The sequence below is a fragment of the Streptomyces sp. NPDC012935 genome (assembly GCF_042900345.1).
GTDB lineage: Bacteria > Actinomycetota > Actinomycetes > Streptomycetales > Streptomycetaceae > Streptomyces.
The window spans coordinates 1-25,912 of sequence record NZ_JBIBBC010000022.1 but is presented as its reverse complement, the minus strand read 5'-3'; the positions used below and the strand labels follow the sequence as shown (position 1 = coordinate 25,912).

Below are 25,912 nucleotides of genomic sequence, written 5' to 3'. Positions count from 1 at the left end.
GCGAGCCGTTCGGGCCTCGGTGCTTCGCCGACTCTTGGCCTGCGGCAGGATGGATGCCACCTGGTACGGACGCGTCACTCGCGTCCGTACTGAAGACAACCGCTGGAGACGCCCGGTGAGTTCCCCTGATCCGCAGGTTCGCGCAGCGCGAAACCAGTCAACCCCGCCCGCGCGCGGCGTGCGCGGCCCCGTAGTCGCGGTGACCGGTGCCGCTTCCGGCATCGGCGCCCTGCTCACCGAGCGGCTGGTCGCGTCGGACGAGGTCAAGCAGGTCATCGCCATCGACGAGCGGCGCGGCGAGTGCGCGGCGGCGCAGTGGCACATCCTGGACGTGCGGGACCCGGCAATCGCGGACAAGCTGCGGGGCGCCGACGTGGTCGTGCACCTGGCGCTCGACCTGGATCTGGAGACGGATTCGGCCGCCCGGACCGCATACAACGTTCGGGGGACGCAGACCGTGCTGACCGCCGCCGCGGCGGCGGGCATCCATCGGGTCGTGCTGTGCACCTCCGCGATGGTCTACGGGGCGCTGCCGGAGAACGAGCTGCCGCTGTCCGAGGACGCCGAGCTGAGGGCGACGGCGGAGGCCACGGGGGTCGGGGACCTGCTGGAGATCGAGCGCCTTGCGCGAAGGGCACCGCGGGCCCATCCGGGACTTAATGTCACCGTTGTCCGGCCCGCGGTACTCGTGGGCGGCACGGACACCGCGCTGACCAGGTACTTCGAGTCGCCGCGGCTGCTCGTAGTCGCCGGTTCCCGGCCCGCCTGGCAGTTCTGCCATGTCGAGGACCTGTGCAGCGCCCTGGAGTACGCCGTCCTGGAGAAGGTCGACGGGGAACTCGCCGTCGGCTGTGACGGCTGGCTGGAGCAGGAGGAGGTCGAGGAGCTCAGCGGGATCCGCCGCATGGAGCTGCCGTCGGCGGTCGCGCTGGGCGCGGCGGCCCGGCTGCACCGGATCGGACTGACGCCCTCCCCGGCCGGAGACCTGGCGTACACGATGTATCCCTGGGTCGTGAGCGGGAGCCGGCTGCATGACGCCGGGTGGCGGCCGCAGTGGACCAACGAGGAAGTGCTCGCGGAGCTGCTGGAGGAGGTCTCCGGCAGGCACACGGTCGCCGGACGGCGGCTCGGGCGCAAGGACGCCACGGCGGCCGGCGCCGCGGGAGCGACGGTTGCCCTGCTGGGCGCTGCGGCGGTGGTACGCAGGGCACGAAAGGCCCGGCGGCGGATCTGAGGTCCGTCCGTACGACCCTCCAAACCGCCACGCGCGTGTGCCGGGCGAATCGGCAATTCCCCGGTGCCGGTGACCTGGTGCACGATGGGGGCATGGCACCCACCCATGATCACCCTGGTGAGCAGGCCGCGCAGGACCCCATCAAGCTGCTCGCGATCCGCGACACGCCGCTGTCCGTGGACGAGGTCTTCCGGCTCGTCGGGGACGATTCCGCCGGCGGAATCGCCCTCTTCGCCGGGACCGTGCGCAACCACGACGGGGGTGCCGATGTCGACGAGCTCGGGTACTCCTGCCACCCGAGCGCCGAGGCCGAGATGCGGCGCGTCGCCGAGAAGGTCGTCGCCGAATTCCCGGTGCGGGCGCTCGCGGCCGTACACCGGGTCGGAGACCTCAGGGTCGGGGACCTCGCCGTCGTCGTGGCCGTCTCCTGTCCGCACCGCGGAGAGGCCTTCGAGGCGTGCCGGAAGCTGATCGACGACCTCAAGCACGAGGTGCCGATCTGGAAGCACCAGAAGTTCTCCGACGGCACCGAGGAATGGGTCGGCGCCTGCTGAGCGGTCCCCGAAGCGCTGAAAACGGTCCCTGAAGCCGTCCGACGGAACCCGTCCACCCCACTCCGGTTGCGTAACCGCACCCCTGACGTGAGCGTTGTCAGTGCCAGTGGTTAATCTGCTGATCAGTCAGTTGCGGTCGCTCATTGGGGATGGGAGGACGGCATGGCGGCACTCGCCTGGTTGCTGATTCCGCTCGCGGCTGCGATCGGCGCCGGCCTGTGGGGCAGTTGGGCCAACCGGACCCGCAGGGCACGGGCCGACGGGCCCGAGCTCGACGGGTATGCCCGGTTCCGCGAGGCCATGGAGAAGAGGTCCTCCTCCCGCACCTGATCGCGGGGGCGGGTTCGCAGCCCTGACGGGGCACTGACAGGCGTGTCACGTACTGTCGTGCCATGCCACGCCGCACCGCGACGATGCTCGCCTCCACCCTGATGCTGATCGCGCTCCTGTGCGCGGGAGTCTTCATCCCCGTGCCGTACGCGGAGATGTCGCCCGGGCCGACGGTGAACACCCTCGGCGATCATGACGGCGAGCCGGTGCTGCAGGTCAACGGTCGCAAGACCTACCCGACGAGCGGGCATCTCAACATGACCACCGTCCGGGTCACCAGCGCCGACTACAGGATGAACCTCGTGGAGGCCGTCTACGGGTGGCTGGCGCATGACAACAAGGTCGTGCCGCACGAGACCCTCTACCCGGACGGCAAGACCGAGGAGCAGTCCACCCAGGAGAACGCCGAGGAGTTCAGCCAGTCCCAGGAGAGCGCCAAGGTCGCCGCCCTGAAGGCACTGGACATCCCGGTGCAGAGCTGGGTGATCGTCTCGACCGTGGTCAAGGGGACGCCCGCCGAGGGCAAGCTGCACGCCGGTGACGTCATCAAGTCCGTCGACGGTACGGCCGTGAAGAAGCCCGCCGACGTCGCCGAGCTGGTGACCAAGCACAAGCCGGGCCAGGACGTCGTCTTCACGATCGTGCCGGCCAAGGAGCAGGTCGCCGCCGAGAAGGAACGCCGGACGCCGAAGAAGACCGAGAAGATCACGATCAGGACCGCCGAGTCCGACGACACCGGCGAGAAGCGCGCCGTCGTCGGGATCTCCGCCGGGACCGACCACACCTTCCCGTTCACCATCGACATCAAGCTCGCCGACGTCGGCGGCCCCAGCGCGGGTCTGATGTTCGCGCTCGGGCTCTACGACAAGCTCACACCGGGCAGCCTCACCGGCGGAAAGTTCGTCGCCGGCACCGGCACCATCGACGACGCCGGCAAGGTCGGCCCCATCGGCGGCATCGAGATGAAGACCGTCGGCGCGCGCGACAAGGGCGCCCAATACTTCCTCACGCCGGCCGACAACTGCGCGACGGCCGCCAGGGACGTCCCCAGCGGCCTCACCCTGGTCAAGGTCGGCACCATCGACGACGCCCTCGGCGCCCTGAAGGACATCCGCTCCGGCGACACGGCCGACCTGCCGAAGTGCACGACCAAGGACTGAGCGACCAACCTCGAGTACGTGAGTAGCGACGAACCTCGAGTAGGTCAGTAGCGACGAACCTCGAGTACGTCAGTGGGGGCGCCCTTCGCTTCCGGGCGCCCCCACTGCCGTAGGTCCGCTGCCGTACAAGTCCGCGCCGACGTACGGGATGACGCCGTACTAGATCCCGCCGCCGTACCGGGCCGTCGCGCCGCAGGACCTCAGTCCGCGAACGTCGCAGCCAGGGCCTCCGCGAGACCCGGGACCAGGTCCGGGCCGGTGAGGACTTCCGTCGGGGTGTCCTTCTCGCGCAGGCGCAGGGCCGATTCGCGGGCGCCGTCGCGCAGGACCGCGACCGTCATGCGAACCTCCTGACGCTCGGGGTGGTCCGCCACCCACTTCGCGAGCTTGGCCTCGCTCAGGCCCTGCGGGACCTGCGCCTCGGCGGACGGGGGCAACATGAGACGCTCGACCGTGAGCGCGCAACCGGCCACCGCGTCGGGCCAGGCGATCGTGGCGAGGAACTCATCGAGCGCCTTGCCCGTTTCAACTTCGTCCTGCTCGATCGGGGTCAGGCCGGAGGACTCCTGCTCGTCCCCCAGGCCGAGCTGGGCGGCGAGGCCGGGTTCCTGGGCCCGCAGCCGTGCGGTGTCTACGAGGGCGAAGAGGCGGGCGGGCTGGTCCCAGCCGAGGCCGGAGGCGTACTCGTCGATCTCGAGAACGGCCCGGGTCAGCGGGCTCGCCGCCATGGGAGTGTTGGACATGGTCACAATCCTGCCTCGTTCCCGGCCGGAATCGGGAACTGAGTAAAGCGTGAGTAAGTTGCATAGGTGTGGGCCCGCGATCACGGGGGGCCACGGAGGGTCCACGAAGACGCGGGCCTGACGGATCAACAGCGAACCTCGGGGTGCGAACCTTGGCTTTCCAGATGCCGGACCGCGGCGGAGGCCCGACCGGGCCACGGATCAGAGTGGGCCGCCCGTCCCGGCGTGTCCGGACGCTGCTCATGACACTGGGCGTCCTCGCCGTCCTCGGCATGGCCTTCACCATGTTCGCGGGCTTCTGGACGGACTGGCTCTGGTACCGGTCGGTGAATTACTCCTCGGTGTTCACGACCACGCTGTGGACGAAGATCGGACTCTTCTTCGTCTTCGGTCTGTTGATGGCCCTCGCGGTCGGGTTCAACATCTGGCTGGCGCACCGGCTGCGTCCGCCGCTGAGCGCCATGTCGATGGAGCAGCAGAGCCTCGACCGCTACCGCATGGGCATCGCGCCCTACAAGAAGTGGCTGCTGCTGGCGATCACTGCGCTGGTCGGCCTGATCGCGGGCGCCTCCGCCTCCAGCCAGTGGCGGACCTGGCTGATGTGGGTCAACGGCGTGCCCTTCGGCGAGAAGGACCCGCAGTTCCACCTCGACGTCGGCTTCTACGCCTTCGACCTGCCCTGGTACCGGTTCCTGCTCGGCTTCGGCTTCGCCGCCGCGATCCTCTCCGTGATCGCCGCCGCGCTCACCCACTACCTGTACGGCGGGCTGCGCATCACCAGCCCGGGCGCCCGTGCCACGGCCGCGGCCACCGGCCATCTGTCGGTCCTCATCGGCATCTTCGTCGCCCTGAAGGCCGTCGCGTACTGGCTCGACCGGTACGGGCTCGCGGTGAAGTCCAGTGACTTCAAGGCGACCGACAACTGGACAGGCCTCAGGTACGTCGACGCCAACGCATATCTGCCGGCCAAGACGATCCTGTTCTGCATCGCCGTCATCTGCGCGCTGCTGTTCTTCGCCACCCTGTGGCGGCGCACCTGGCAGCTGCCGGTCATCGGCTTCGGCCTGATGGTGCTCTCGGCGATCCTCATCGGCGGCCTGTACCCGGCGATCGTCCAGAAGTTCCAGGTCCAGCCCAACGAGCAGGCCAAGGAAGCGCCGTACGTCGAGAAGAACCTCAAGGCGACGCGCGACGCGTACGGCATCGACGGCACCAAGGTCACCGAGTACCCGGGCACGAGCAAGACCGAGGACAAGACCCAGCTGCGCGACGACGTCGACTCCACGGCGAGCATCCGCATCCTGGACCCGAACATCGTCTCGCCCACGTTCCAGCAGCTCCAGCAGATCAGGAACTACTACGCGTTCCCGACCAACCTGGACGTCGACCGGTATGCCAAGGACGGCAAGGAGCAGGACACGGTCATTGGTCTGCGCGAGATCAACCTCAACGGCATCCCGAAGCGCAACTGGATCAACGACCACTTCCGTTACACCCACGGCTACGGCGTGGTCGCCGCCGAGGGCACCAACGCCGACGCCCAGGGCCGACCGGACTTCACCGAGTCCGACCTGCCGTCCAAGGGCGACCTCGGGACGTACGAGCAGAGGGTCTACTACGGCGAGAAGACCACCATGTACTCGATCGTCGGCGGTCCTCAGAAGGAGATCGACTACTCCGACGACAGCGGTGAGAAGACCTACAGCTACAAGGCCGACAGCGGGGTCAGTCTCTCCAACCCGGTCAACCGGGCCGCGTACGCGGTGGCGTTCGGCGAGCCGCAGATCCTGTACTCCGGTGCGATCGGCGACGGTTCGCGCATCCTGTACAACCGCACACCCAAGGAGCGCGTCGAGGCGGTCGCCCCGTGGCTGACCATCGACGGTGACGCCTATCCGGCGGTCGTGGACGGCCGGATCCAGTGGATCGTCGACGCGTACACGACGACGAACGGCTACCCGTACTCGTCGCGTACGACGCTCGGCGACACGACCGCCGACTCGCTGACGGCGAGCAACAACCAGCGGGCGGTGGTGGCCCAGCAGAACCAGGTCAACTACATCCGCAACTCTGTGAAGGCGACGGTCGACGCCTACACCGGCCAGGTCAAGCTCTTCCAGTGGGACACCAAGGACCCGGTCCTGAAGACCTGGATGAAGGCGTTCCCGGACACGGTGAAGCCGAAGAGCGAGATCTCGAAGTCGCTGATGGACCATCTGCGCTACCCGCAGGACCTGTTCAAGGTCCAGCGAGAGCTGCTCACCCGGTACCACGTGAAGGACGCCACGACGTTCCTCAGCGGCAGCGAGGTCTGGCAGGTGCCGGACGACCCGACCAACAAGTCGGGCAGCGCGGTGCCGCCGTACTACTTGAGCATGAAGATGCCCGACCAGAAGGCACAGGCGTTCTCTCTGACGACGACGTTCACGCCTAACGGCCGGGACAACCTCAGTGCCTTCATGGCGGTCGACGCGGAGGCGGGCACCAGTGACTACGGCAAGATCAGAATTCTGAAACTGCCGACCAACACCACGGTCAACGGCCCAAGTCAGGTCCAGAGCCAGTTCAACTCCGAGCAGAACATCGCCGAGACGATCAGGCTGCTGAGAGGCGGCGACTCCGAGGTCGAGTACGGCAACCTGCTGGCGGTCCCGCTCGACGGCGGACTGCTCTATGTGGAGCCGGTCTATGTGCGCGGTGGCGGACTCAAGTACCCGCTGCTGCGGAAGGTGTTGGTGTCCTACGGCGGCACCACCGCCTTCGAGGACACGCTCGGCGAGGCTCTCAACAAGGTCTTCGGAGCGGAGGGCCCGACCACCGAGCCACCGGACGAGGGTGACGAGCCGGGCGGTACGACGCCTCCGCCGACGTCCACCAACCCGACGGTCCAGGAGGCGTTGAACGACGCCCAGGACGCCTTCGAGGCCGGCCAGGAAGCTCTCAAGAAGAACGACTGGGAGGCGTACGGCAGGGCGCAGAAGGACCTCGAGGACGCGCTGAAGCGGGCTGAGGACGCACAGGCGCAGGCCGACAAGACCGGAGGTTCCGGCGGAGGGGGCGGTGGCGGCGGTGCAAGCCCGAGTTCCAGTCCGAAGCCGAGCAGTAGTCCCAGCGGAACCTAGGGACGACGGCTGAGCGAATAGCCCACCTCGCGCCGTGATACGGTTGCAGAACAACGGCGCGGGGTGGAGCAGCTCGGTAGCTCGCTGGGCTCATAACCCAGAGGTCGCAGGTTCAAATCCTGTCCCCGCTACTGAAGTCGGCGAATATTTCGTACGACAGCGAAGGCCCGGATCCTCCAGAGGATCCGGGCCTTCGTCGTGTGCGAACGCATGTGCCGCAGGGCTGGACGGTCGCGCCGCCTCGGGGAGTTGGGGGAACTGTGTTTGACTTGTCTCTCTGTGGGCATGTCGACAAAACGCTGAAGTGACCTCACTGGCTGCGGTATACCAGGTGTACCCAGGTTGCAGGTGGTGCGACGATGGACGTTATGGGGGACAAGGCAACTCTGTTGGAGACAGGGCGGTTTGTGCAGCCTGCCGACTTTGTGCAGCCGACGGGCGATTTCGTGCGGTCCACGAACGGCGCCTCGGAGCCGATGGTCGGCCTCTCGCAGCAGGTGAGTGACCTCACACAGTCGGATGGCGAGTTCGCGCTCGACCGGCCGACGGATCAGGACGAGACCGGGGACGCCGCCGAGGAGGCGCGCCAGAGACTCGCCGCCGAGGGCGGGGACGTCGAGGCGATGAGCGTCCTCGGGGCCATGCTGCTGCGCCGCGGTGATCTCGACGGAGCCGAGGCTCATCTGCGTGCCGCCACCGCGGCCGGGGACCGGGCCGCGGCCAACAATCTGGGAGTCCTCCTTCACCAGCGCGGGTACGCCGACGAGGCCGCCGGGTGGTGGCGGATCGCCGCCGTCGCGGGGTCGGCTGCGGCCGCGCACGCGCTGGGACGCCATCACCGCGAGCGGGGTGACGAGCCCGCCGCCGAGTACTGGCTGCGGCAGTCCGCCGAGCAGGGACACGCGCTGGGCGCCTACGCGCTCGCCGATCTGCTGGAGCACCGCAGCGACGGCGCGGCCGAGCAGTGGATGCGGGCCGCGGCGGAGCGCGGGCACCGCGAGGCGGCGTACCGGCTGGCGCGCGCGCTCGACCGGCAGGCGGTGCGGTCGGGGGAGGACGAACCCGACAACGGTGTCGCGCCGGACGAGTCGTTGCTGGCGGAGGCCGAGCAGTGGTATCGGCAGGCCGCCGCGCGCGGCCACCGCCGGGCCGCGCTGCATCTCGGGGCGATCCTCGAGAAGCGCGGGGAGCTGAAGGAGGCCGGGCGCTGGTATCTCACGTCCGCCAAGGACGGGGAGGCGCGGGCAGCCTGCGCGCTCGGGTTCCTGCTGCGCGACGCGGGGGACACCGAGAGCGCCGCCGTGTGGTGGCTGCGGGCCGCCCAGGACGGCGACGGCAACGCGGCGAACGCGCTGGGCGCGCTGCACGCCGAGCGTGGCCAGACGCAGACCGCCGAGCGGTGGTACCGGGCCGCGATGGACGCCGGCGATGTGAACGGCGCGTACAACCTCGGGCTGCTCTGCGCCGAGCAGAGGCGCACCGCGCAGGCCGAGCAGTGGTACCGGCGCGCGGCGTACGCCGGGCACCGCGAGGCGGCCAACGCGCTGGCCATCCTGCTGCTGCAGGGCGGCGACGCTACGGGCGCCGAGCCGTGGTTCTCCAAGGCCGCGGAGGCCGGAAGCGTGGACGCCGCGTTCAACCTGGGGATCCTGCACGCCGGGCGGGGCGAGGAGCGGCCCGCGCTGCGGTGGTACGAGCGTGCTGCGGCCGCCGGCCACACGGAGGCGGCGCTGCAGGTCGGCATCGCGCGGCTGCGGGACGGGGACGAGCTCGCCGCCGAGCGGCATCTGCGCTGTGCGGCCGGGGGCGGCAGTGCGGAGGCCGCGTACCGGCTGGCGACCGTGTTGGATGCTCGGCGCCCGCCGGAGCCCGCCCACGAGCTGGGGGAGCCGGCGCACGAGAAGACCGAGTGCGAGGAGTGGTACGAGCGGGCGGCATCCCAGGGGCATCGGCGGGCCCAGGTGCGGGTGGGGATGCTCGCCGCGGCCCGGGGCGATGTGGTGGAGGCGGCTCGGTGGTACCGGGCTGCCGCGGAGGCCGGTTCTCGCAACGGCGCCTTCAATCTGGGGCTGCTGCTGGCCCGGGAGGGCAGCGAGCCGGAGGCGGCGGTGTGGTGGACGCGCGCGGCTGACGCCGGGCACGGGCGGTCGGCTCTGCGGCTCGCTCTGGTCTACGCGCGTCGTGGGGAGCTGGCGGAGGGGAAGCGGTGGGCTGACCGGGCCGTGACGCTTGGGCCGCGGGAGGTCGCGGAGCGGGCGGGTCGGTTGCGGGACGCTCTGCGGGAGGAACTCTCCGCGTGACGCTGCGCTGAGCTTGGGCGGCTCGGCTGGAGCGGGGTGGGTTTCTGGGTGCCCGGCGTTGGGGTTGCCCCGGGGAGTTTCGCCCCCGCCGCCCCTACCCGTCCCGTCCCTGGGGGCTGCCGCCCCCAGACCCCCGCTTCTGCCCTGAACGGGCCTCGTCCTCAACCGCCGGACGGGCTGGATCAGCTGGGCCCAGGCAGTCTCCTCGACAAGCGATTTGCCTCCGTCCGCATGGTTGACGTAACGTTCAGTTCATCGACGCGGGGTGGAGCAGCTCGGTAGCTCGCTGGGCTCATAACCCAGAGGTCGCAGGTTCAAATCCTGTCCCCGCTACTGAAGGCCTAGGGCCGGGATCCGAAAGGGTCCCGGCCCTAGGTGTATCCAGCGGCATGTCAGAGCGCGTCAAGGCGCGTGGCCCACCGCCTCCTCGTACAGGGCGCGGTTCACCGTCCGGGACTCCGGGAGGGCGTCTCCCTCGGCCACCTCCTGTGCCTTGTACGCCGACTGCAGGCGGGTCGTCGTATCGGCGCGGATTTCCCAGTCCATGCGGAGCGGTGGGGTGGATCGTAGGATGGACTCCTCCGACTTCAGGAGTTTGGCGAGGTATGTGACGAAGGTCGCATCCTGCTTGTAGTCCGACGCGAAGTAGGAGTTCACCGTGCGGATGTAGGCCCTGATCAGGGCGACTCCCGCGTCCACGTCGTCCTGCAGCAGGGTGCGGCCGTACAGCATGCCGCCCAGCGGTTCGCCCGGCGGCTGGCCGCCCAGGAAGGCGTAGCCCTGCTCGCCGTCCACCTTGCGCCAGACCGGGTCAAGGAGCCAGGCCGAGTCGACGCCGCCGTTCTGCAGGGCGGTGAGGACGTCGGCCGAGCCCAGTTGCTGGTACTGGATGTCGGCGAGGCCGCCGCCGTGCTGCTCCAGGGCCTTCTCCATGGGGTACGCGATGACCGAGCCCTTGCCGATCATCGTGCCCAGCTTGCGGCCGGCCATCGCGACGCGGCTCGCGCTCTCGCCCTCCTTCAGGCGCACCCACAGGCCGCTCTTCGACTTCGGGTCGGGTGAGAAGTTCCCCGCGACCCACTTGAGGTCGAAGCCGCCCTTGATGCCGTTCATGACCGCTGCCTCCGGGGCCGCCCACAGGGCGTCGATGTCACCCTTGGCCAGCAGCGGGAGTGCGTCCGGGGTCGGCAGGACCTTCAGCGTGACGTCCAGTCCCTCCTTCTTGAACTCGCCCTTGTCCAGGGCGACTTGCAGAGGAGCGACGTACTCGGCACTCAGTGTCCCGGTCGCGATCGTCAGTTTGCGGGGCTCGGGCGCGGGCTGCGGGGGAGGGGCGCCCGGGAGGCAGCGGGCCGGTGTTCGGGTCGGGGAGAGGTCCTTCGGGTCCGTCCAGGATTTCTCGCCGCAGCCCTCCACCGGGCGGATGGTGCGTTGTCCGGCGCCCGCGTTCGAGGAGGAGTCCGACTCGTACGGGGACGAGCAGGCCGCCGACGTCAGCAGGGCCGCGGCGGCGATGACAGCGCCGTATGCGTGCGTGGTGCTCCGCTTCATGACTGGCCCCTTCCGCGGTCCCTCGGTGCCCAGGGGGTGAGCAGGCGGCCGGCGAAGCGGATCAGTTCGGAGAAGAGGACCCCGAGGACCGCGACGCAGACGATGCCGACGAACATCACGTCGTTCTGGAACAGGGCGCGTGAATCGAAGATCAGATGGCCCAGGCCGTTCGTCGCGGCGATCTGCTCCGACGCGACGATGACCAGGACCGCCACGCCCGCCGCGATGCGCGCGCCCACCAGCACGGCGGGGAGAGAGGCGGGCAGCAGGACGTGACGGAACATCTGCCACCGCGAGGCGCCGAAGACCTGGCCCGCGTCGCGGTGGCCGGTGGGGATGGACATGACGGCGGACATGGTGGAGATCCAGACGAAGAAGAAGACCGTGGCCGCGACCAGGGCCACCTGCGGGCCCTCGCCCAGGCCGAACATGTTCAGGAAGATCGGGAGCAGCGCCAGCTTGGGTACGACGTACAGGGCGTCCAGGAGCGGTTCCAGGGCCGCCCGTACCAGAGACAGCGAACCCATCAGCAGGCCCAGGGCGTAGCCCGCCGCCGTGCCGGCCGCGTATCCCGCGAGGACGCGCTTCAGGGTTGCCCACACGTCCGGCCACAGGTCGCCGGCCGCTGCCCGGTCCCAGCCGTCGGCGAGGATCGTGGAGGGGGCCGGGTAGACGCGGTCGTCGATCCAGGTCTGGGCCGCGGCCAGTTGCCACAGCAGGAGGAGGAAGAGGGGGACGGCGAGCGCCAGGGACAACTCCAGTGCGCGCCTGCGGCGGTGGGTGCGGGCGGGGTGCAGTTCCTGCGGGCCGGGGCGGCGGACCAGGACCGCCTCGGCAGGCGGCTTCGCGAGAGTCGTCATGCCGGCACCGCCTCCTTGCGCAGCAGCTCCCACAACTCGCTCTTCAGCGCGGTGAACTCGGGGGTGGCGCGGATGTCGCCGGTGCGCGGGCGCGCGAACGGCGGGCGGTGCTCGGCGATGATCCGGCCCGGGCGGGCGGACATGACCAGCACCCGGTCGCCGAGGACGATCGCCTCCTCCAGGCTGTGGGTGATGAAGAGCGTGGTGGTCCGCAGCGACTGGGTGATGTCCAGGAGTTCGTCCTGGAGGATCGTGCGGAGCTGGGCGTCGAGCGCCGCGAACGGCTCGTCCATCAGCAGCAGTTCGGGCTCCACGGCCACCGCCCGCGCGATCGCCACGCGCTGGCGCATGCCGCCCGAGAGGGTGGCCGGGTAGGCGGCCGCGAAGTCCGACAGGCCCATGCGGGCCAGCCAGTCGTCGGCACGGGCGTTCGCCTCGCGGCGCGGGACGCGTTGGATGTCCAGGCCGAAGCGGACGTTCGCGCGGACGGTCTTCCAGTCGTAGATGCCGTAGTCCTGGAAGATCATGGCGGCCGGGCGGCTGCTGGATGTGCGGATCTCCAGGGCGCCTGTACTCGGGCGGAGCAGGCCGCCGGCGATGCGCAGCAGCGTCGACTTGCCGCAGCCGGAGGGGCCGACGACACAGACGAACTCGCCGGGGGCGACGGTCAGATCGAGGGGGCCAAGAGCGTCGATCGTGTGGGGGGTTCGGCCGAAGGCGCGGGTGAGGTCACGTGCCTTGAGTTCGGTGCTCGGTGGATTCGACTGATTCGGCTTCTGCGGATACGGCTCTCCCACTTCGGTCTCCTCGCGGAGTGCGGAACGGACGTGTGGGTGATGCATGGGGGTGCCGTCGTTGACCATATGACGACCCGTCAGATTCGGAAACCCGTCAGATTCGGAATCCCGTCCAGATTCAGAAACCCCGTCCGCTACGGGAAGCATGTGTGGGCGGGCAGCACAAAGCCCCGGCACTCACCGGTGCCGGGGCTCAAGGGCGACTGTCAGGCCTTCAGGCCTTCGCGCAGTTCGGGCAGAGGCCGCGGTACGTCACCTCGACGTCCGAGACCGTGAAGCCGAAGCGCTCGGAGTCGGGGAGGTCTGCCATCGGGTTGCCGGTCGGGTGGACGTCCCGGATGGAGCCGCACTGGGCGCAGACCAGGTGGTGGTGGGGCCGGTGGGCGTTCGGGTCGTACCGCTTCGCGCGCTTGTCGGTGGAGACCTCGAGCACCTCGCCGAGGGTGACCAGCTCGCCCAGGGTGTTGTAGACGGTCGCCCGGGAGATCTCGGGCAGCTTGGCCACGGCCCGGGCGTGCACCTCGTCGGCCGTCAGGTGGACGTGATCGCCGGCGAGCACCTCGGCCACGACACGCCGCTGCGCGGTCATCCGCCATCCGCGTCCGCGCAGCCGTTCCAGAAGGTCGCTCATGCAGAACACCTTAACAGCACGAGGACCAGCTTCCGAATGGGTGTGACTTTGGAACATGAATTGACTTAGATAAAGTCTAGGATAGGATCGAGATCGACTTTGGCCAATGGGACAGGAGTGGCCGGAGTCGCTCGCATCAACGCAGGAGGCGTACGTGACCCAGGGACCGCTCACGACGGAGGCCGGCGCTCCGCTCGCGGACAACCAGAACAGCGAGACCGCGGGTGCCGGCGGCCCGGTCCTGGTCCAGGACCAGCTCCTGCTGGAGAAGCTCGCCCACTTCAACCGGGAGCGCATTCCGGAGCGCGTGGTGCATGCCCGCGGCGCCGGCGCCTACGGCACCTTCACGGTGACGGCCGATGTCACCCCGTACACGCGCGCCGCGTTCCTCTCCGAGGTCGGCAAGCGGACGGAGACGTTCCTGCGCTTCTCGACGGTGGCCGGCAGCCTGGGCGCGGCGGACGCCGTGCGCGACCCGCGCGGCTGGGCGCTGAAGTTCTACACCGAGGAAGGCAATTACGACCTGGTCGGCAACAACACCCCGGTGTTCTTCATCAAGGACGCCATCAAGTTCCCGGACTTCATCCACACCCAGAAGCGCGACCCGTACACGGGCAGCCAGGAGGCGGACAACGTCTGGGACTTCTGGTCCCTTTCACCGGAGTCCACGCACCAGGTGACCTGGCTGTTCGGCGACCGAGGCATCCCGGCGTCGTACCGCCACATGAACGGCTACGGCTCGCACACCTACCAGTGGAACAACGAGGCCGGTGAGGTCTTCTGGGTCAAGTACCACTTCAAGACCGACCAGGGGATCAAGAACCTCACCCAGGCCGAGGCGAATAAGCTCGCCGGTGAGGACCCCGACTCCCACCAGCGTGACCTGCGCACGGCCATCGAGCGTGGCGAGTTCCCGAGTTGGACCGTGCAGGTGCAGATCATGCCGGCGGCGGACGCGGCGGCATACCGCTTCAACCCCTTCGACCTCACCAAGGTGTGGCCGCACGAGGACTACCCGCCGATCGAGATCGGCAGGCTGGAGCTCAACCGCAACCCGCGGAACGTCTTCGCCGAGGTCGAGCAGTCGATCTTCAGCCCTGCCCACTTCGTGCCGGGCATCGGCCCGTCCCCGGACAAGATGCTCCAGGGCCGCCTCTTCGCGTACGGCGACGCCCACCGCTACCGCGTCGGCATCAACGCAGACCACCTGCCGGTGAATCGTCCGCACGCCACCGAGGCGCGCACCAACTCCCGCGACGGCTTCCTCTACGACGGCCGCCACGGCGGTGCGAAGAATTACGAGCCGAACAGCTTCGGCGGCCCGGCGCAGACCGGCCGTCCGCTGTGGCAGCCGTTCGCCGGCTTCACGGCCGGCACGGGCAACCATGAGGCGCCCGTGCACGCCGAGGACGACGACTTCGTGCAGGCGGGCAACCTCTACCGCCTGATGTCGCAGGACGAGAAGGAGCGCCTGATCTCCAACCTGGCGGGTGCCATCGCGCAGGTTTCGCGCGAGGACATCGCCGAGCGGGCGATCGGCAACTTCCGTCGGGCCGACGAGGACTTCGGCAAGCGGCTGGAGGCCGCGGTCCAGGCTTTGCGCGGCTGAGACGACAACCAGCACTGGATCGCTTGCCGAGGCCGGTGGGCCGGGTTCCTTCGGGGCCCGGCCCATCCGGCCTTCTAGGCGGGCACGTGCTGCCGTACGGGTGCCCAGCAGCGGATGATGTCGCGGACCGAGACGATGCCCACGGGCTCCTCGTGGTCCAGGACGATCAGATGCCGGAAGCCGCCGTGCGCCATGGCGCGGGCCGCCTCCTCCAGGGTCCATGACGGGGCCGCGAACACGACGTTGTTGGTGGTGTGGTCGTGAGCGCGCTCGGCGTCGGGGTTCTGTCCGAGGCCGACGGAATTGAGGATGTCGCGTTCGGTGAGGATGCCGATACCGCCGGCATCGGGATCGTGGACCACAGCCGCGCCGATCCGACGAGCGGACATCAGCGCGGCGGCCTGGCGAAGGGTGTGAGTGGGGCCGATGGTGAGGACCACGGTGCTCATGGCGTCACGTACGAGCATGGATGGAGCCACCTCCTGAAGTGCCCCCGCACCGTTTGTTCATTGCTTCACAAATTCACAAGTGGGGGGACTCTCAGAGTGACAGGCAAAGAGGGGGTCAACAAGGGGGCGTTCCGTAGCGCTCGTAGTGATCGACTGCCTTGGTGTGGTGCGTAGTTGCGCCCACCCCTACCAGGACCTGCGTGGTTCCCGTCGATGGCGGGTCGTCATTCGTCATCCCGGGATGTCCTTGGACGGCCCACAGACGGCCCAGGTGGCAGAGCGCTGCCCCGATGGGCAACGGCTCCGAATCACGAAGGAAGACAGCACCTTGTGCGGGGTGCCGCCTTCTCCCGCATCGGTTGCGGAAACTGTCAGGCTACGTCGCTGACCACGGCAAATGGCGTTTGTTGGCGTTGGTTGCCGAAGAATCTGAGGGAGGCCGTTGTGCCCTCGTTGTGCCCTCCAGGCGTGGCTGGGTCCTGGATCGGGCCGTCACCACAGAGGCCCCCGACCTGATTGGCCACTTCAGGGCGGGGGCCTCTGTGGTGCTGAATAGGGAACCACGACGACCGATTCGCGAGGCTGGCGTGTTCTGAGGCTTGTCGCTGTCCCGAGCGGGGGAGGCAGCAAGGATCTACCGGAGGGACCGGGGGAAAGGGAGGGAGCACGAAGGCCGAATCAGAGTGTGTATGGGAGCTACGCAGAGAGCAAGGCGGACGCGGCGGCGGCTCGGACTGGTGACGAGTACCGAACCGACGTTGACGGGGAGGGCCTGGCAGCCAACGCATACGCCCTGCTCGACGTCGCAGCAGCGATCCGCGAGAACACTGAGGCCCGGACCGCTTGAGGTGTCGGTGCAGCGCATGGCCTTGTCGGCCCTGACACCGCAATGCCCTTGAAATCCGGGCCTGGTGGGCGATCCTAGGAAGTTCCATTTTCAATGGACGTCCTCCTAGTTATATAAGAATCAACGATATTGCAGGTTGCGGACCGTGGGGCCTGCCTTTCTACTTGTGGCATGAGGCTCCCATGGAGGCGCGTGGCAGCCGAAGTCGAATCCATTGACTCGGAGAGGGCTGCTGTTCGTGCCGAGCGCGGTCAGTTAGATGTCGCTGCACGAGGCAGGAGGGGCGCTTGGCGGCAGCGAAGAGCGGCTCACATTGCCGAGTTGCAGGCGCAGGTTGATAGGTATGCCGCGCAGGTGGGCTCGCCGTCCCCTGATCGGAAGCTGATAGAGAAGGTGAACGTAATCCTGGGGGCGGCGCGAGATGCGGTGGAGGAGGACGCAAACCTGGTTGTTTGGTGGTCAGGATCAGCAGTAGACCGGGCCTTGGCGAACATTCATGAGGCCGAGCTGCTACTTCTGCAGTTGACGCCTGACGAGGAGTTGGCTTGGCGAGGAGCAGTTGTGCTTGCTCACGGCCTGCACCACCTGGGAAACGAAGACCCGAGACTGAAGCTTCTCGAAGAGCATCTGCGCGAAAATGAAAATACCCTGGATGTGGAATTCAGGGAACTGGCGATCAGTGTCCTGCATGCAGCCAACCATGTACAGGAAGCAGAGATAGCCAGGGCTCGAAACTTCCGCGACATTGTTCTTGTTTCATTTGTTGTCACGTCGCTGATCGTCACTCTATTTATCTGGTCAGGATATGTAAACCCTACTGCGGTGGCGGACAAGCTGTGCTTCGATCCTGTCGATCCCCATAATTCTGGAGAAACAATTCATGTATGCCCCGTTGGAAAGCCCGTAGAAGATGACGGAATGCTGGAGGTGGATGACGTAGCGGGGGGTGCCGACGTTCTGCTTGTGGCGTTGGTCGGAATGTGCTCGGCCACCTTGGCGGGTGCCGCCTCGGTCCGGCATATTCGGGGTACGGCAGGCCCTTACATGGTGCCGCTCGGGTTGCTGTTTTTGCGAATACCCATCGGTGCGTTGTCTGCTCTTATTGGCCTGATAGTGATCCATGGTGAATTCATACCAGGGCTTTCAGCGCTGGATAACAGTGCACAGATTATCGCTTGGGCTGTCGCCTTTGGTATCGCTCAGGAGGCACTGACCCGCATGATTGATGAGCAGGGAAACCGCGTACTAGAAAACGTACGAGGATCAGAGCGAGGTTTTGGTGCGCCTGCCCCGAACCCCGAGCCCAGCTCACATGTGCCGCCGCCTACGCGCTGGCGCCGACGCATGGCACCGAAGCAGCGTCTACGGCGCCGAAATTGAGTCCGGTGTCGAGCATGCTCTTGGGGCCACATGCTGCGGCCTGAGTCGAATGCGCGCATGCGGGGCGGGCGTGGCGCTCATACGCTGGTCGAGCTTGGCGGGACCGCCGTCGCGTGATGCGACCGCGCCGCCTCTGCTGCCGGTGCCGGTTGAACTGGCACGAGTAGCAGACAGATGGGTGATGACCTGAGCTCAGAATGGTGATGATCGGCGTCTACGGCCTCGACGGCGAGTCCTTCCTGGTAACGACTGAGGCATGCAGACGACCGCCTGCTGCTTGACGTACGTCAGCGCCGCGGTGTCCGTCCGGCTGAAGGCCCTCGGTCGACCTGCGCGGCGTCACAGACACGCCGAGGAGCTGGTCGAGCGCAGGCTTGCCCCGGCCGAACCGCAACGACGGCCGTCAGACGCCCTACCGTGGGCATCCCGTGTTCGTCGCGCAGCATGCCACCGCGACGTGCTGCCGCAACTGCCTGGAGACAACAGGGCCTTCGAGGGTGGCGCGGACGTCGATGACGGCCCCACGACGGCCCAGGGGACCCGAGAATGAGGGAAACGCGCAGGTCAAGCCCTAAGTACTGTCAGTAGCGCTCGTTGAGATACCCGAGGAGCTCGTCGTGCAGCAGGCCGTTCGAGGCGGCCGCGTTGCCGCTGTGGGGGCCGGGGCGGCCGTCGAGGCCGGTGAAGGTGCCGCCCGCCTCGGTCACGACGATCGCGGTGGCGGCCATGTCCCACAGGGAAAGCTCGGGCTCGGCGCACAGGTCCACCGAGCCCTCGGCGACCATCATGTACGGCCAGAAGTCGCCGTACGCGCGCGTGCGCCACACCTCGCGCGTGAGGTCGAGGAAGCCGTCGAGGCGCCCCTGCTCCTCCCAGCCGCTGAGTGAGGAGTACGCGAACGAGGCGTCCGTCAGTTTCGAGACGCGGGAGACGCGCAGGCGGGACGCGGAGGACAGGCTGCGGCCCGTGAACGCGCCGTGTCCCTTGGCGGCCCACCAGCGGCGGCCGAGGGCGGGGGCGGAGACGACGCCCACGACCGGCTGGTAGCCGCCCTCCGAGGCCTCCGTCAGGGAGATGAGGGTGGCCCACACCGGGACGCCGCGTACGTAGTTCTTGGTGCCGTCGATCGGGTCGATCACCCAGCGGCGGGGGCCGGTGCCCTCGACGCCGTACTCCTCTCCGAGGACCGCGTCTCTCGGGCGGGCGCGCTGGAGCTGCCCGCGGATGAGGTCCTCGGCGGCCTTGTCGGCCTCGCTCACCGGGGTCATGTCCGGCTTGGTCTCGACCTTGAGGTCGAGTGCCTTGAAGCGGTCCATGGTCGCGGCGTCGGCGGCGTCCGCGAGGACGTGGGCGAGGCGGAGATCGTCGAGGTAGTCCGGCATGGAACGAACGCTATCTGTCGTGGTCGGGGTGGGGCTACAGGGCCCGGTGGATCAAGCCCCCGGGCCGAGAGCCCGCGCACCCCGGCCGACTGGCGCCCCCGCGTGCCCTCGCGAACCCTTGACAGTGCCGCCGTGCGCGTCAAATCTGGGCGCAGAGCCGCTCGTCCCAGGGAGGCGATGATGCCTGCAGCGCGGGAATCCCTGCTGGACGCCGCGTACACGGCGCTGGCGCGCAGGCCGTGGTCTGCCGTGCGGATGGTGGACGTGGCCGCCGCGGCCGGAGTCTCCCGGCAGACGCTCTACAACGAGTTCGGGAGCAAGGAAGGCCTGGCCCGCGCACTGGTGAGGCGAGAGGCCGACGGTTACCTCGCCGGCGTCGAACGCGCCCTCGCCACCCACAGCGACGCCCGCGACCGGCTCACGGCGACCGCGGAGTGGACCGCCGGACTCGCCCGCGACAACGCCCTCGTCCGCGCCATGCTCACCGGCTGCTGGAGCGAGCGGCTGCCCTCGCCGACGCTGTCCGCGGTGCCGTCCTCCTCCGCCGTGCCCGCTCAGCGGCGGGCCGACGGGCCGCTCCCGTCACCCGGCGACTTCGTGGGCATGGTGCGCGACCGGGCCGTGGCGGTCCTCACCGGGCCCGGCGTCACCAAGTCCGACACCGCCGACCTGGCCCGCTCCTGCGAACTCGTCGTCAGGCTGGCCCTGTCCTGCGTCGCCGCGCCACCCGGCGAGGGCGGCGTCGCCGACCTCGTACGCAGCACGCTGCAACGGCAGTTGGCGGGCTGACCGCGGCAGAAAGTCGGGCTCAGCTCGCCGAGCCCGACAGCTGCAGGCCGACGACCCCCACGATCACCAGGGTGATCGACACGATCTTCAGCGTCGACACGACGTCACCGAGGAAGATCATCCCGTAGATCGCCGTGCCCGCCGCACCGATCCCCGTCCACACCGCATAGGCCGGCCCCACGTCCAGCTTCCTCAAGGCCAGCGTCAGCAGCCCGAAACTGCCGAGGGCGAAGATGCAGAACGCGACCGTCGGCCACAGGCGGCTGAAGCCGTGCGACAGCTTCAGGCAGACGGCGAACCCGGTTTCGAGCAGCCCCGCCACGATGACCAGCAGCCACGCCATGTGCTGTCCTCCCGTATCCCCACGCTCTGTGACCGCTTCGTCAGGTTCGTCAGGCTTTGGTCAGGCTTGGTTCCGGCTCGGTGCGATTATGCCCTTACCAGCCCTACAGAGAGACAAACAACGCGGAGGTCAGCCGCCTTCCTCCGTCGACCTGTCAGTCACCTTCCGTGGTTTCGCGCGTCGCCAGCAGCCGCCGCAGCGAGTACAGCCGCGCCGGATCGGCGTGCCCCTGCGCCACCCACTCGTCCAGCGCACAGTCCGGTTCGTCATGACTGCACGCACGCGGGCAGCCCTCGGTTCCCGGTTCCAGGTCGGGGAACGCGTGGATCACCCGGGAGGGGTCGACATGCGCCAGGCCGAAGGAGCGGACACCGGGGGTGTCGATCACCCAGCCGTCCACCTCCGCCAGCGGCAGCGCCAGGGCGGACGTCGTCGTGTGCCGGCCCCGGCCCGTCACCGCGTTCACATGACCCGTCGAGCGCCGTCGTTCCTCCGGCACCAGCGCGTTCACCAGCGTCGTCTTTCCGACCCCCGAGTGACCGACGAACGCCGTGACCCTGCCGCCCAGTTGCTCCCGTACGCGGTCCGCCGCGCCGCCGTTCTCCAGCTCGTCGCGGCTGGTGACGACGTACGGGATGTCCAGGTCGCCGTACAGCTCAAGGAGTTTGGCCGGTGGGGCCAGGTCCGACTTCGTCATCACCAGCAGCGGTTCCAGGCCGCCGTCGAACGCCGCCACCAGACAGCGGTCGATCAGCCGCGGTCGCGGCTCGGGGTCGGCGAGGGCGGTGACGATGGCGAGTTGGTCGGCGTTGGCCACGACCACGCGCTCGAAGGGATCGTCGTCGTCGGCCGTCCGTCGCAGCACCGACGTCCGCCCTTCGATCCTCACGATCCGCGCGAGGGTGTCCTTCTTGCCGGTGAGATCGCCGACCAGTGCCACCCGATCCCCGACGACCGCGGCCTTGCGGCCCAGTTCGCGGGCCTTCATGGCCATCACGATCCGGTCGTCCACGAGGACGGTCAGACGGCCCCGGTCGACGGTGAGGACCATGCCCTCGGCGGCGTCCTCGTGCTTGGGGCGGATGTTCGTACGGGGCCGGGTGTTACGACGGCCGGGACGGGTGCGGATGTCGTCCTCGTCGGTGTGCTTGCCGTAGCGGCGCATGGCGGTGTCCCTAAGCCCCGAGCATCCCGGTCCACAGTTCGGGGAAGTCCGGCAGGGTCTTCGCCGTTGTCGCCACGTTCTCGATCCGTACGCCCTCGACCGCGAGGCCGATGATCGCGCCGGCCGTCGCCATGCGGTGGTCCTCGTACGTGTGGAAGACCCCGCCGTGCAGGCGGCGCGGGCGGATGTGCAGGCCGTCGGCGGTCTCGGTGACATCGCCGCCGAGTTCGTTGATCTCCTTGGTCAGGGCGGCCAGGCGGTCGGTCTCGTGCAGCCGCAGGTGCGCGACGCCGCGCAGCGTGGACGGGGAGTCCGCGAGGGCGGCGACCGCGGCGATGCCCGGGGTGAGCTCGCCGACCTCGCTCAGGTCCACGTCGATGCCGTGGACGGAACCGGAACCGGTGAACACGAGCCCGTACTCGTTGAGTTCGCAGGAACCGCCCATCTCGGTGAAGATCTCGCGCAGCCGGTCACCGGGCTGGGTGGTCCGGGTGGGCCAGTCCGGGACGAGGACCTTGCCGCCGGTCACCAGTGCCGCCGCCAGGAACGGCTGGGCGTTGGACAGATCCGGCTCGATGGTCAGGTCACGGCCGAGCAGGGCGCCCGGCGTGACCCGCCAGACGTTCGGCTCGCCGCCCGACTCCGGGGTGTCGACCTGGGCGCCGACCGCGCGCAGCATGTCGACGGTCATGCGGATGTGCGGCAGGGAGGGGAGGGAGGAGCCGGTGTGCCGGACCTCCACGCCCTGGTTGAAACGCGGGCCGGAGAGCAGCAGCGCCGAGACGAACTGGGACGACGACGAGGCGTCGATCTCCACCGGTCCGCCCTCCAGCGCACCCCCGCCATGGACCGTGAGCGGCAGCGCACCCCGCGCGCCGTCGTCGATGCGGGCACCGAGGACGCGCAGGGCGTCGATCACGCCGTGCAGGGGACGCTCGTACGACCTGGGGTCGCCGTCGAAGCGGATGGGGCCGTCGGCCAGCGCGGCGACCGGCGGCAGGAAGCGCATCACGGTGCCGGCATTGCCGACGTCGACCGTGGCCGGGCCCCGCAGGCCCGCGGGGAGCACCCGCCAGGCCTCGCCGGTGCCCTCGGGGCCCACGCCCTCCTCGATACCGACGCCCATCTCCCGCAGCGCGCCGGCCATCAGCAGGGTGTCGCGGGAGCGCAGGGGGCGGCGCAGCCAGCCGGGCTCGCTGGCCAGGGCGGCGAGGACGAGGGCGCGGTTGGTGACCGACTTGGACCCCGGCACGTGGACCGTCGCGTCGACGGCTCCGCTCGCGTGCGGGGCGGGCCATAGGGCGGTGGGGGCGGCGGGGTTTTGGGCCATGGGTTCACTTTATAAGGAGGGGGTTGCACAGGCCGTTGTTCGGGTGCGGCGCTGTTGGGGGCTGGTCGCGCCCACGCGGCGCAGCGCACATCGACTCCGCCCCGCGCCCCTGAAGGCCGGCTGTCAGACCCCCAGGAGCCAGCGACCGCCGCCTATCAGCGAGCACAACGACACCGCGTGGAACAAGAAGAACCACAACGCCGCCGGCACATGCGTCAACCGCGACAGCTGATCCGCATCCGAGTCCCCCGCCCCGCCCCGCGCCCTCTTCGCCTGCAGCTCGAACGCCGGACGGACCCCGCCCACCAGCAGGAACCACACCACCACGTACGCGAACGCCGCCTGTACCTGAGGTCCGGTCAGCCAGGACACCAGGACGAAGGTGCCGCCGGTCACGAACACCGTCAGTGCCCCGTACGCATTCCGGATCATCACCAGCATCGCCACCAGCAGGGCCGTCGCCAGCCACAGCAGGAGCGTGATCCGGCCCGCGCCCAGCAGGGCGGCGCCGCCGAGGCCCAGCAGCGGGGGAGCGGTGTAGCCCGCGGCTGCGGTGAGGATCATGCCGAGGCCGTGCGGCTTGCCGCGGCTGACGGTGAGGCCGCTGGTGTCGGAGTGCAGGCGTATGCCGGTCAGGGTCCGGCCGGTCAGCAGCGCGATCAGGCCGTGGCCGCCCTCGTGGGCGATGGTGATGGCGTTGCGTGACAGACGCCACAGCGGGTGCGGGACGACGACGGCGAGCGCGACCACCAGGGCGGCGGTCACCACCCACAGGTCTGGGTCGGGCTGCGTACCGGAGACCTCGTCCCAGAGGGAGGCGAGCGAGGCGGATGCGGTGCTGTCCATGTAAGGCTTTGGCTCCCTGTGGGCGGATGGAATCTGGCAGTCTGGCACGTATGTGCGGACGGTATGCGGCCAGTCGTGGGACCGAGGATCTCGCAGGAATCTTTGAGATCGAGAAGTGGGAGCCCGAGGAGACCCTCGATGCGGATTACAACGTGGCTCCGACCAAAGAAGTTCACGTCGTCCTCGACCGTCCCTTGAAAGACGCGGACGACCCGCGCCCGGTTCGGCAGCTGCGCAAGCTCAAGTGGGGTCTGGTGCCCAGCTGGTCCAAGACGCCCGAGAGCGCCTTCAAAATGATCAACGCCCGCTCGGAGACGGTGCACGAGAAGCCGTCGTACCGGCGGGCCTTCAGCTCCCGGCGCTGCATCATCCCCGCCGACGGCTACTACGAGTGGGTCACCGGCACCCAGGAGCGGGATCTGGAGGTCGAGGGGAAGCGGAAACGGCCGCGCAAGCAGCCCTACTTCGTGCTGCCCGCCGACGGCTCGGTGTTCGCGATGGCGGGGCTGTACGAGTTCTGGCGGGACAGGACGCTGCCCGACGAGCATCCCCGGGCCTGGTGGGTGACCTGCTCCGTGATCACGACGGAGGCGGAGACGACCCCGCTCGCCGTGGCGCCCGCGGAGGGCCCGTCCGCACTGGCCGACATCCACCCCCGGATGCCCCTGATGCTGACGCCGGACCGCTGGGACGCCTGGCTCGACCCGGCCCGGACGAACCCGGAGGAGCTGCGGACGCTGCTCGACCCGCCGCCCGCCGGGCTGATGCGCGCCTACCCCGTCTCCACGCTGGTCAGCAACGTCCGCAACAACGGCCCGGAGCTGCTGAAGGAGCTGGAGGGGCCCGAAGAGGGCACACTCTTCTGATGTGACGACCGAGTCTGACGTGACGACCGAGATCATGGGTACGGACGCCGGGGACGCCCGCATCACCTGGCACCCCGCGAAGAAGGCCCGGCTGGTGGTGGCGGTGAGCCACGGCGCCGGCGGCGGCATCGGGGCCCGGGACCTGCAGGCGCTCGCCCAGGCCCTCCCGGCCCACGGCGTGACCGTCGCCCTCGTGGAGCAGCCCTGGCGGGTGGCCGGCAAGAAGGTGGCGCCCGCGCCCAAGACCCTGGACGTCGGCTGGCGGGGCCTGTGGCCCGCGCTCACCGCGCCCGGGCTGCCCGTGGTCTCCGGCGGGCGCAGCGCCGGCGCGCGCGTCGCCTGCCGTACCGCCGCGGAGCTGGGCGCCCACGCCGTCCTCGCGCTGAGCTTCCCACTCCACCCGCCGGGCAAGCCCGAGAAGTCCCGCGCCGACGAGTTGCTGGGGTCCGGGGTGCCGACCCTGGTCGTCCAGGGCGGGAACGATCCCTTCGGCAAACCGGCGGAATTCCCCGACGGCGGCTTCGATCTGGTCGAGGTGCCGTACGGCGATCACGGGTTCGCCGTGCCCAAGCGCGCGCCCCTCGACCAGGGCGAGGCCGTGGCGATCGTCACGGACGCGGTCGTGAAGTGGGTCGGGTCACTCGGGTAAAGACTCGGGAATGTCGGGGCCCCGGCCTCTGTTGTGGCGGACAGCGGTGCTGAACCAGCAGCGCTCACGTCGTAGGAGAGGAAGTCCGCCGCATGGGTTCGACCTTCTGCCCGACCACCGGCAGCCGCGCCGACCTGGACTGGACGGTGCTGCATGCGGCCAGGACCGCTCCTATTCGAGGGGCGGCAGGTACGGCAGGTCGTCTATCCTCCGATTCAGGTGGGTCCGGATTTGGCCCTGCCCGGAATCTTGAGGAGGTGGGTCCGGTTCCCGGTACCGACGCAGGGACCGACAACGGCCAGGCGGAGCAGCCCGAGGGCCAGGGCATGAGCGTGGAAACGTCCGCTGAGACGACCGCCGAGCGCACCGCGCGCTTCGAGCGGGACGCGCTCGAATTCCTCGACCAGATGTACTCGGCCGCGCTGCGCATGACGCGCAACCCTGCCGACGCCGAGGACCTGGTGCAGGAGACGTACGCCAAGGCGTACGCGTCCTTCCACCAGTTCCGCGAGGGCACCAACCTCAAGGCGTGGCTGTACCGGATCCTCACCAACACCTTCATCAACTCGTACCGCAAGAAGCAGCGCGAACCCCAGCGCTCCGCGGCCGAGGAGATCGAGGACTGGCAGCTCGCCCGCGCCGAGTCGCACATGTCGACGGGCTTGCGCTCCGCGGAGTCGCAGGCGCTCGACCACCTGCCGGACTCGGACGTGAAGGAAGCGCTCCAGGCCATCCCCGAGGAATTCCGCATCGCCGTGTATCTGGCCGACGTAGAGGGCTTTGCGTACAAGGAGATCGCGGACATCATGGGGACACCCATCGGTACGGTGATGTCCCGGCTGCACCGGGGACGCCGTCAACTGCGCGGCATGCTCGAGGACTACGCCCGTGAGCGCGGGCTCGTCCCGGCCGGCGCCGGAGAGTCGAACGAAGCGAAAGGCTCGGGCTCATGAGCTGCGGAGAGCCGCACGAGAC

Annotated in this window: 24 protein-coding genes and 2 tRNA genes; 15 read left to right on the top strand and 11 right to left on the bottom strand. The window is 69.0% G+C overall.

Going from position 1 to position 25,912, the window contains the following annotated elements; genetic code table 11:
- The first annotated feature begins 115 nt into the window (after positions 1-115).
- The 4 genes from ACFY5C_RS35965 (at position 116) to ACFY5C_RS35950 (ending at position 3,278) form a co-directional block, all read left to right on the top strand.
- Positions 116-1,234 (top strand): SDR family oxidoreductase, encoded by a 1,119-nt coding sequence (locus ACFY5C_RS35965; RefSeq protein WP_328423660.1) that lies wholly within the window; start codon positions 116-118, stop codon positions 1,232-1,234.
- 92 nt (positions 1,235-1,326) lie between these two features.
- Complete coding sequence (locus tag ACFY5C_RS35960; protein WP_389452812.1) at positions 1,327-1,788, top strand: molybdenum cofactor biosynthesis protein MoaE; 462 nt, start codon at positions 1,327-1,329, stop codon at positions 1,786-1,788.
- Positions 1,789-1,950: 162 nt separating this feature from the next.
- Positions 1,951-2,118 (top strand): hypothetical protein, encoded by a 168-nt coding sequence (locus ACFY5C_RS35955; RefSeq protein WP_389452810.1) that lies wholly within the window; start codon positions 1,951-1,953, stop codon positions 2,116-2,118.
- Between the two features lie 62 nt (positions 2,119-2,180).
- Positions 2,181-3,278, top strand: coding sequence for a PDZ domain-containing protein (locus tag ACFY5C_RS35950; protein WP_389452808.1), 1,098 nt, complete (start codon positions 2,181-2,183; stop codon positions 3,276-3,278).
- Between the two features lie 200 nt (positions 3,279-3,478).
- Here ACFY5C_RS35950 and ACFY5C_RS35945 read toward each other — a convergent pair whose 3' ends face one another.
- Positions 3,479-4,021 carry a PPA1309 family protein gene (locus ACFY5C_RS35945; RefSeq protein ID WP_389452805.1) on the bottom strand — a complete coding sequence of 181 codons (543 nt, stop codon included), beginning with the start codon at positions 4,019-4,021 and terminating at the stop codon, positions 3,479-3,481.
- Between the two features lie 164 nt (positions 4,022-4,185).
- Between ACFY5C_RS35945 and ACFY5C_RS35940 the strand changes: the two genes are divergently transcribed.
- The 4 genes from ACFY5C_RS35940 (at position 4,186) to ACFY5C_RS35925 (ending at position 9,776) form a co-directional block, all read left to right on the top strand.
- Positions 4,186-7,143 carry a UPF0182 family protein gene (locus ACFY5C_RS35940; RefSeq protein ID WP_389453060.1) on the top strand — a complete coding sequence of 986 codons (2,958 nt, stop codon included), beginning with the start codon at positions 4,186-4,188 and terminating at the stop codon, positions 7,141-7,143.
- Positions 7,144-7,200: 57 nt separating this feature from the next.
- Positions 7,201-7,274, top strand: a tRNA-Met gene (locus ACFY5C_RS35935).
- A 228-nt stretch (positions 7,275-7,502) separates the two neighbouring features.
- Positions 7,503-9,443 carry a tetratricopeptide repeat protein gene (locus tag ACFY5C_RS35930; RefSeq protein ID WP_389452802.1) on the top strand — a complete coding sequence of 647 codons (1,941 nt, stop codon included), beginning with the start codon at positions 7,503-7,505 and terminating at the stop codon, positions 9,441-9,443.
- A 259-nt stretch (positions 9,444-9,702) separates the two neighbouring features.
- Positions 9,703-9,776: transfer RNA gene (locus ACFY5C_RS35925), tRNA-Met, on the top strand.
- A 69-nt stretch (positions 9,777-9,845) separates the two neighbouring features.
- Here ACFY5C_RS35925 and ACFY5C_RS35920 read toward each other — a convergent pair.
- From ACFY5C_RS35920 to ACFY5C_RS35905, 4 genes are all read right to left on the bottom strand, one after another.
- On the bottom strand, positions 9,846-10,994 hold the full coding sequence (locus ACFY5C_RS35920) for an ABC transporter substrate-binding protein (protein ID WP_389452799.1): 1,149 nt from the start codon (positions 10,992-10,994) through the stop codon (positions 9,846-9,848).
- Complete coding sequence (locus ACFY5C_RS35915) at positions 10,991-11,854, bottom strand: ABC transporter permease (RefSeq protein WP_389452796.1); 864 nt, start codon at positions 11,852-11,854, stop codon at positions 10,991-10,993. The genes ACFY5C_RS35920 and ACFY5C_RS35915 overlap by 4 nt, the downstream gene beginning before the upstream one ends.
- The gene (locus ACFY5C_RS35910; protein ID WP_389452793.1) at positions 11,851-12,651 is read right to left on the bottom strand and encodes an ABC transporter ATP-binding protein; all 801 of its coding nucleotides are present in this window, start codon (positions 12,649-12,651) and stop codon (positions 11,851-11,853) included. Before ACFY5C_RS35910 ends, ACFY5C_RS35915 begins: the two co-directional genes overlap by 4 nt.
- Positions 12,652-12,865: 214 nt before the next feature.
- Positions 12,866-13,282, bottom strand: coding sequence for a Fur family transcriptional regulator (locus ACFY5C_RS35905; RefSeq protein ID WP_328423642.1), 417 nt, complete (start codon positions 13,280-13,282; stop codon positions 12,866-12,868).
- 106 nt (positions 13,283-13,388) lie between these two features.
- On the opposite strand from ACFY5C_RS35905, the gene ACFY5C_RS35900 reads away from it, so the two are divergent.
- On the top strand, positions 13,389-14,891 hold the full coding sequence (locus ACFY5C_RS35900; protein WP_389452790.1) for a catalase: 1,503 nt from the start codon (positions 13,389-13,391) through the stop codon (positions 14,889-14,891).
- 74 nt (positions 14,892-14,965) lie between these two features.
- On the opposite strand, the gene ACFY5C_RS35895 is transcribed toward ACFY5C_RS35900, so the two are convergent.
- Positions 14,966-15,358, bottom strand: a complete 393-nt coding sequence (locus ACFY5C_RS35895) for a CBS domain-containing protein (protein ID WP_328423640.1) — start codon at positions 15,356-15,358, stop codon at positions 14,966-14,968.
- 1,021 nt (positions 15,359-16,379) lie between these two features.
- Between ACFY5C_RS35895 and ACFY5C_RS35890 the strand changes: the two genes are divergently transcribed.
- Together ACFY5C_RS35890 and ACFY5C_RS35885 are read left to right on the top strand one after the other, a co-directional pair.
- On the top strand, positions 16,380-17,567 hold the full coding sequence (locus ACFY5C_RS35890; protein WP_389452787.1) for a hypothetical protein: 1,188 nt from the start codon (positions 16,380-16,382) through the stop codon (positions 17,565-17,567).
- A gap of 428 nt (positions 17,568-17,995) precedes the next feature.
- A complete protein-coding gene (locus ACFY5C_RS35885) occupies positions 17,996-18,142 on the top strand; it encodes a DUF4186 family protein (RefSeq protein WP_389452784.1) in 147 nt (48 codons plus the stop codon).
- A gap of 6 nt (positions 18,143-18,148) precedes the next feature.
- Here ACFY5C_RS35885 and hisN read toward each other — a convergent pair whose 3' ends face one another.
- On the bottom strand, positions 18,149-18,949 hold the full coding sequence (hisN, locus tag ACFY5C_RS35880) for a histidinol-phosphatase (RefSeq protein ID WP_369273300.1): 801 nt from the start codon (positions 18,947-18,949) through the stop codon (positions 18,149-18,151).
- 177 nt (positions 18,950-19,126) lie between these two features.
- On the opposite strand from hisN, the gene ACFY5C_RS35875 reads away from it, so the two are divergent.
- Positions 19,127-19,738, top strand: coding sequence for a TetR/AcrR family transcriptional regulator (locus tag ACFY5C_RS35875; protein ID WP_389452782.1), 612 nt, complete (start codon positions 19,127-19,129; stop codon positions 19,736-19,738).
- Between the two features lie 19 nt (positions 19,739-19,757).
- Here ACFY5C_RS35875 and ACFY5C_RS35870 read toward each other — a convergent pair whose 3' ends face one another.
- The 4 genes from ACFY5C_RS35870 to ACFY5C_RS35855 form a co-directional block, all read right to left on the bottom strand.
- Positions 19,758-20,081, bottom strand: a complete 324-nt coding sequence (locus tag ACFY5C_RS35870; protein WP_389452779.1) for a DMT family transporter — start codon at positions 20,079-20,081, stop codon at positions 19,758-19,760.
- A 154-nt stretch (positions 20,082-20,235) separates the two neighbouring features.
- Positions 20,236-21,246 carry a ribosome small subunit-dependent GTPase A gene (gene rsgA / locus ACFY5C_RS35865; protein WP_389452777.1) on the bottom strand — a complete coding sequence of 337 codons (1,011 nt, stop codon included), beginning with the start codon at positions 21,244-21,246 and terminating at the stop codon, positions 20,236-20,238.
- A gap of 10 nt (positions 21,247-21,256) precedes the next feature.
- The gene (gene aroA / locus ACFY5C_RS35860) at positions 21,257-22,576 is read right to left on the bottom strand and encodes a 3-phosphoshikimate 1-carboxyvinyltransferase (protein WP_389452774.1); all 1,320 of its coding nucleotides are present in this window, start codon (positions 22,574-22,576) and stop codon (positions 21,257-21,259) included.
- Between the two features lie 123 nt (positions 22,577-22,699).
- Positions 22,700-23,422 (bottom strand): M50 family metallopeptidase, encoded by a 723-nt coding sequence (locus tag ACFY5C_RS35855; RefSeq protein WP_389452772.1) that lies wholly within the window; start codon positions 23,420-23,422, stop codon positions 22,700-22,702.
- Positions 23,423-23,472: 50 nt separating this feature from the next.
- On the opposite strand from ACFY5C_RS35855, the gene ACFY5C_RS35850 reads away from it, so the two are divergent.
- The 3 genes from ACFY5C_RS35850 to sigR all read left to right on the top strand — a co-directional run bounded on the left by ACFY5C_RS35850 (position 23,473) and on the right by sigR (position 25,890).
- Positions 23,473-24,288 carry an SOS response-associated peptidase gene (locus ACFY5C_RS35850; protein ID WP_389452769.1) on the top strand — a complete coding sequence of 272 codons (816 nt, stop codon included), beginning with the start codon at positions 23,473-23,475 and terminating at the stop codon, positions 24,286-24,288.
- A 34-nt stretch (positions 24,289-24,322) separates the two neighbouring features.
- Complete coding sequence (locus ACFY5C_RS35845; RefSeq protein WP_389453057.1) at positions 24,323-24,937, top strand: alpha/beta family hydrolase; 615 nt, start codon at positions 24,323-24,325, stop codon at positions 24,935-24,937.
- 257 nt (positions 24,938-25,194) lie between these two features.
- Positions 25,195-25,890: an RNA polymerase sigma factor SigR gene (gene sigR, locus ACFY5C_RS35840; protein WP_389452766.1), complete on the top strand. Its 696-nt coding sequence runs from the start codon at positions 25,195-25,197 to the stop codon at positions 25,888-25,890.
- The last annotated feature ends 22 nt before the right edge of the window (positions 25,891-25,912 follow it).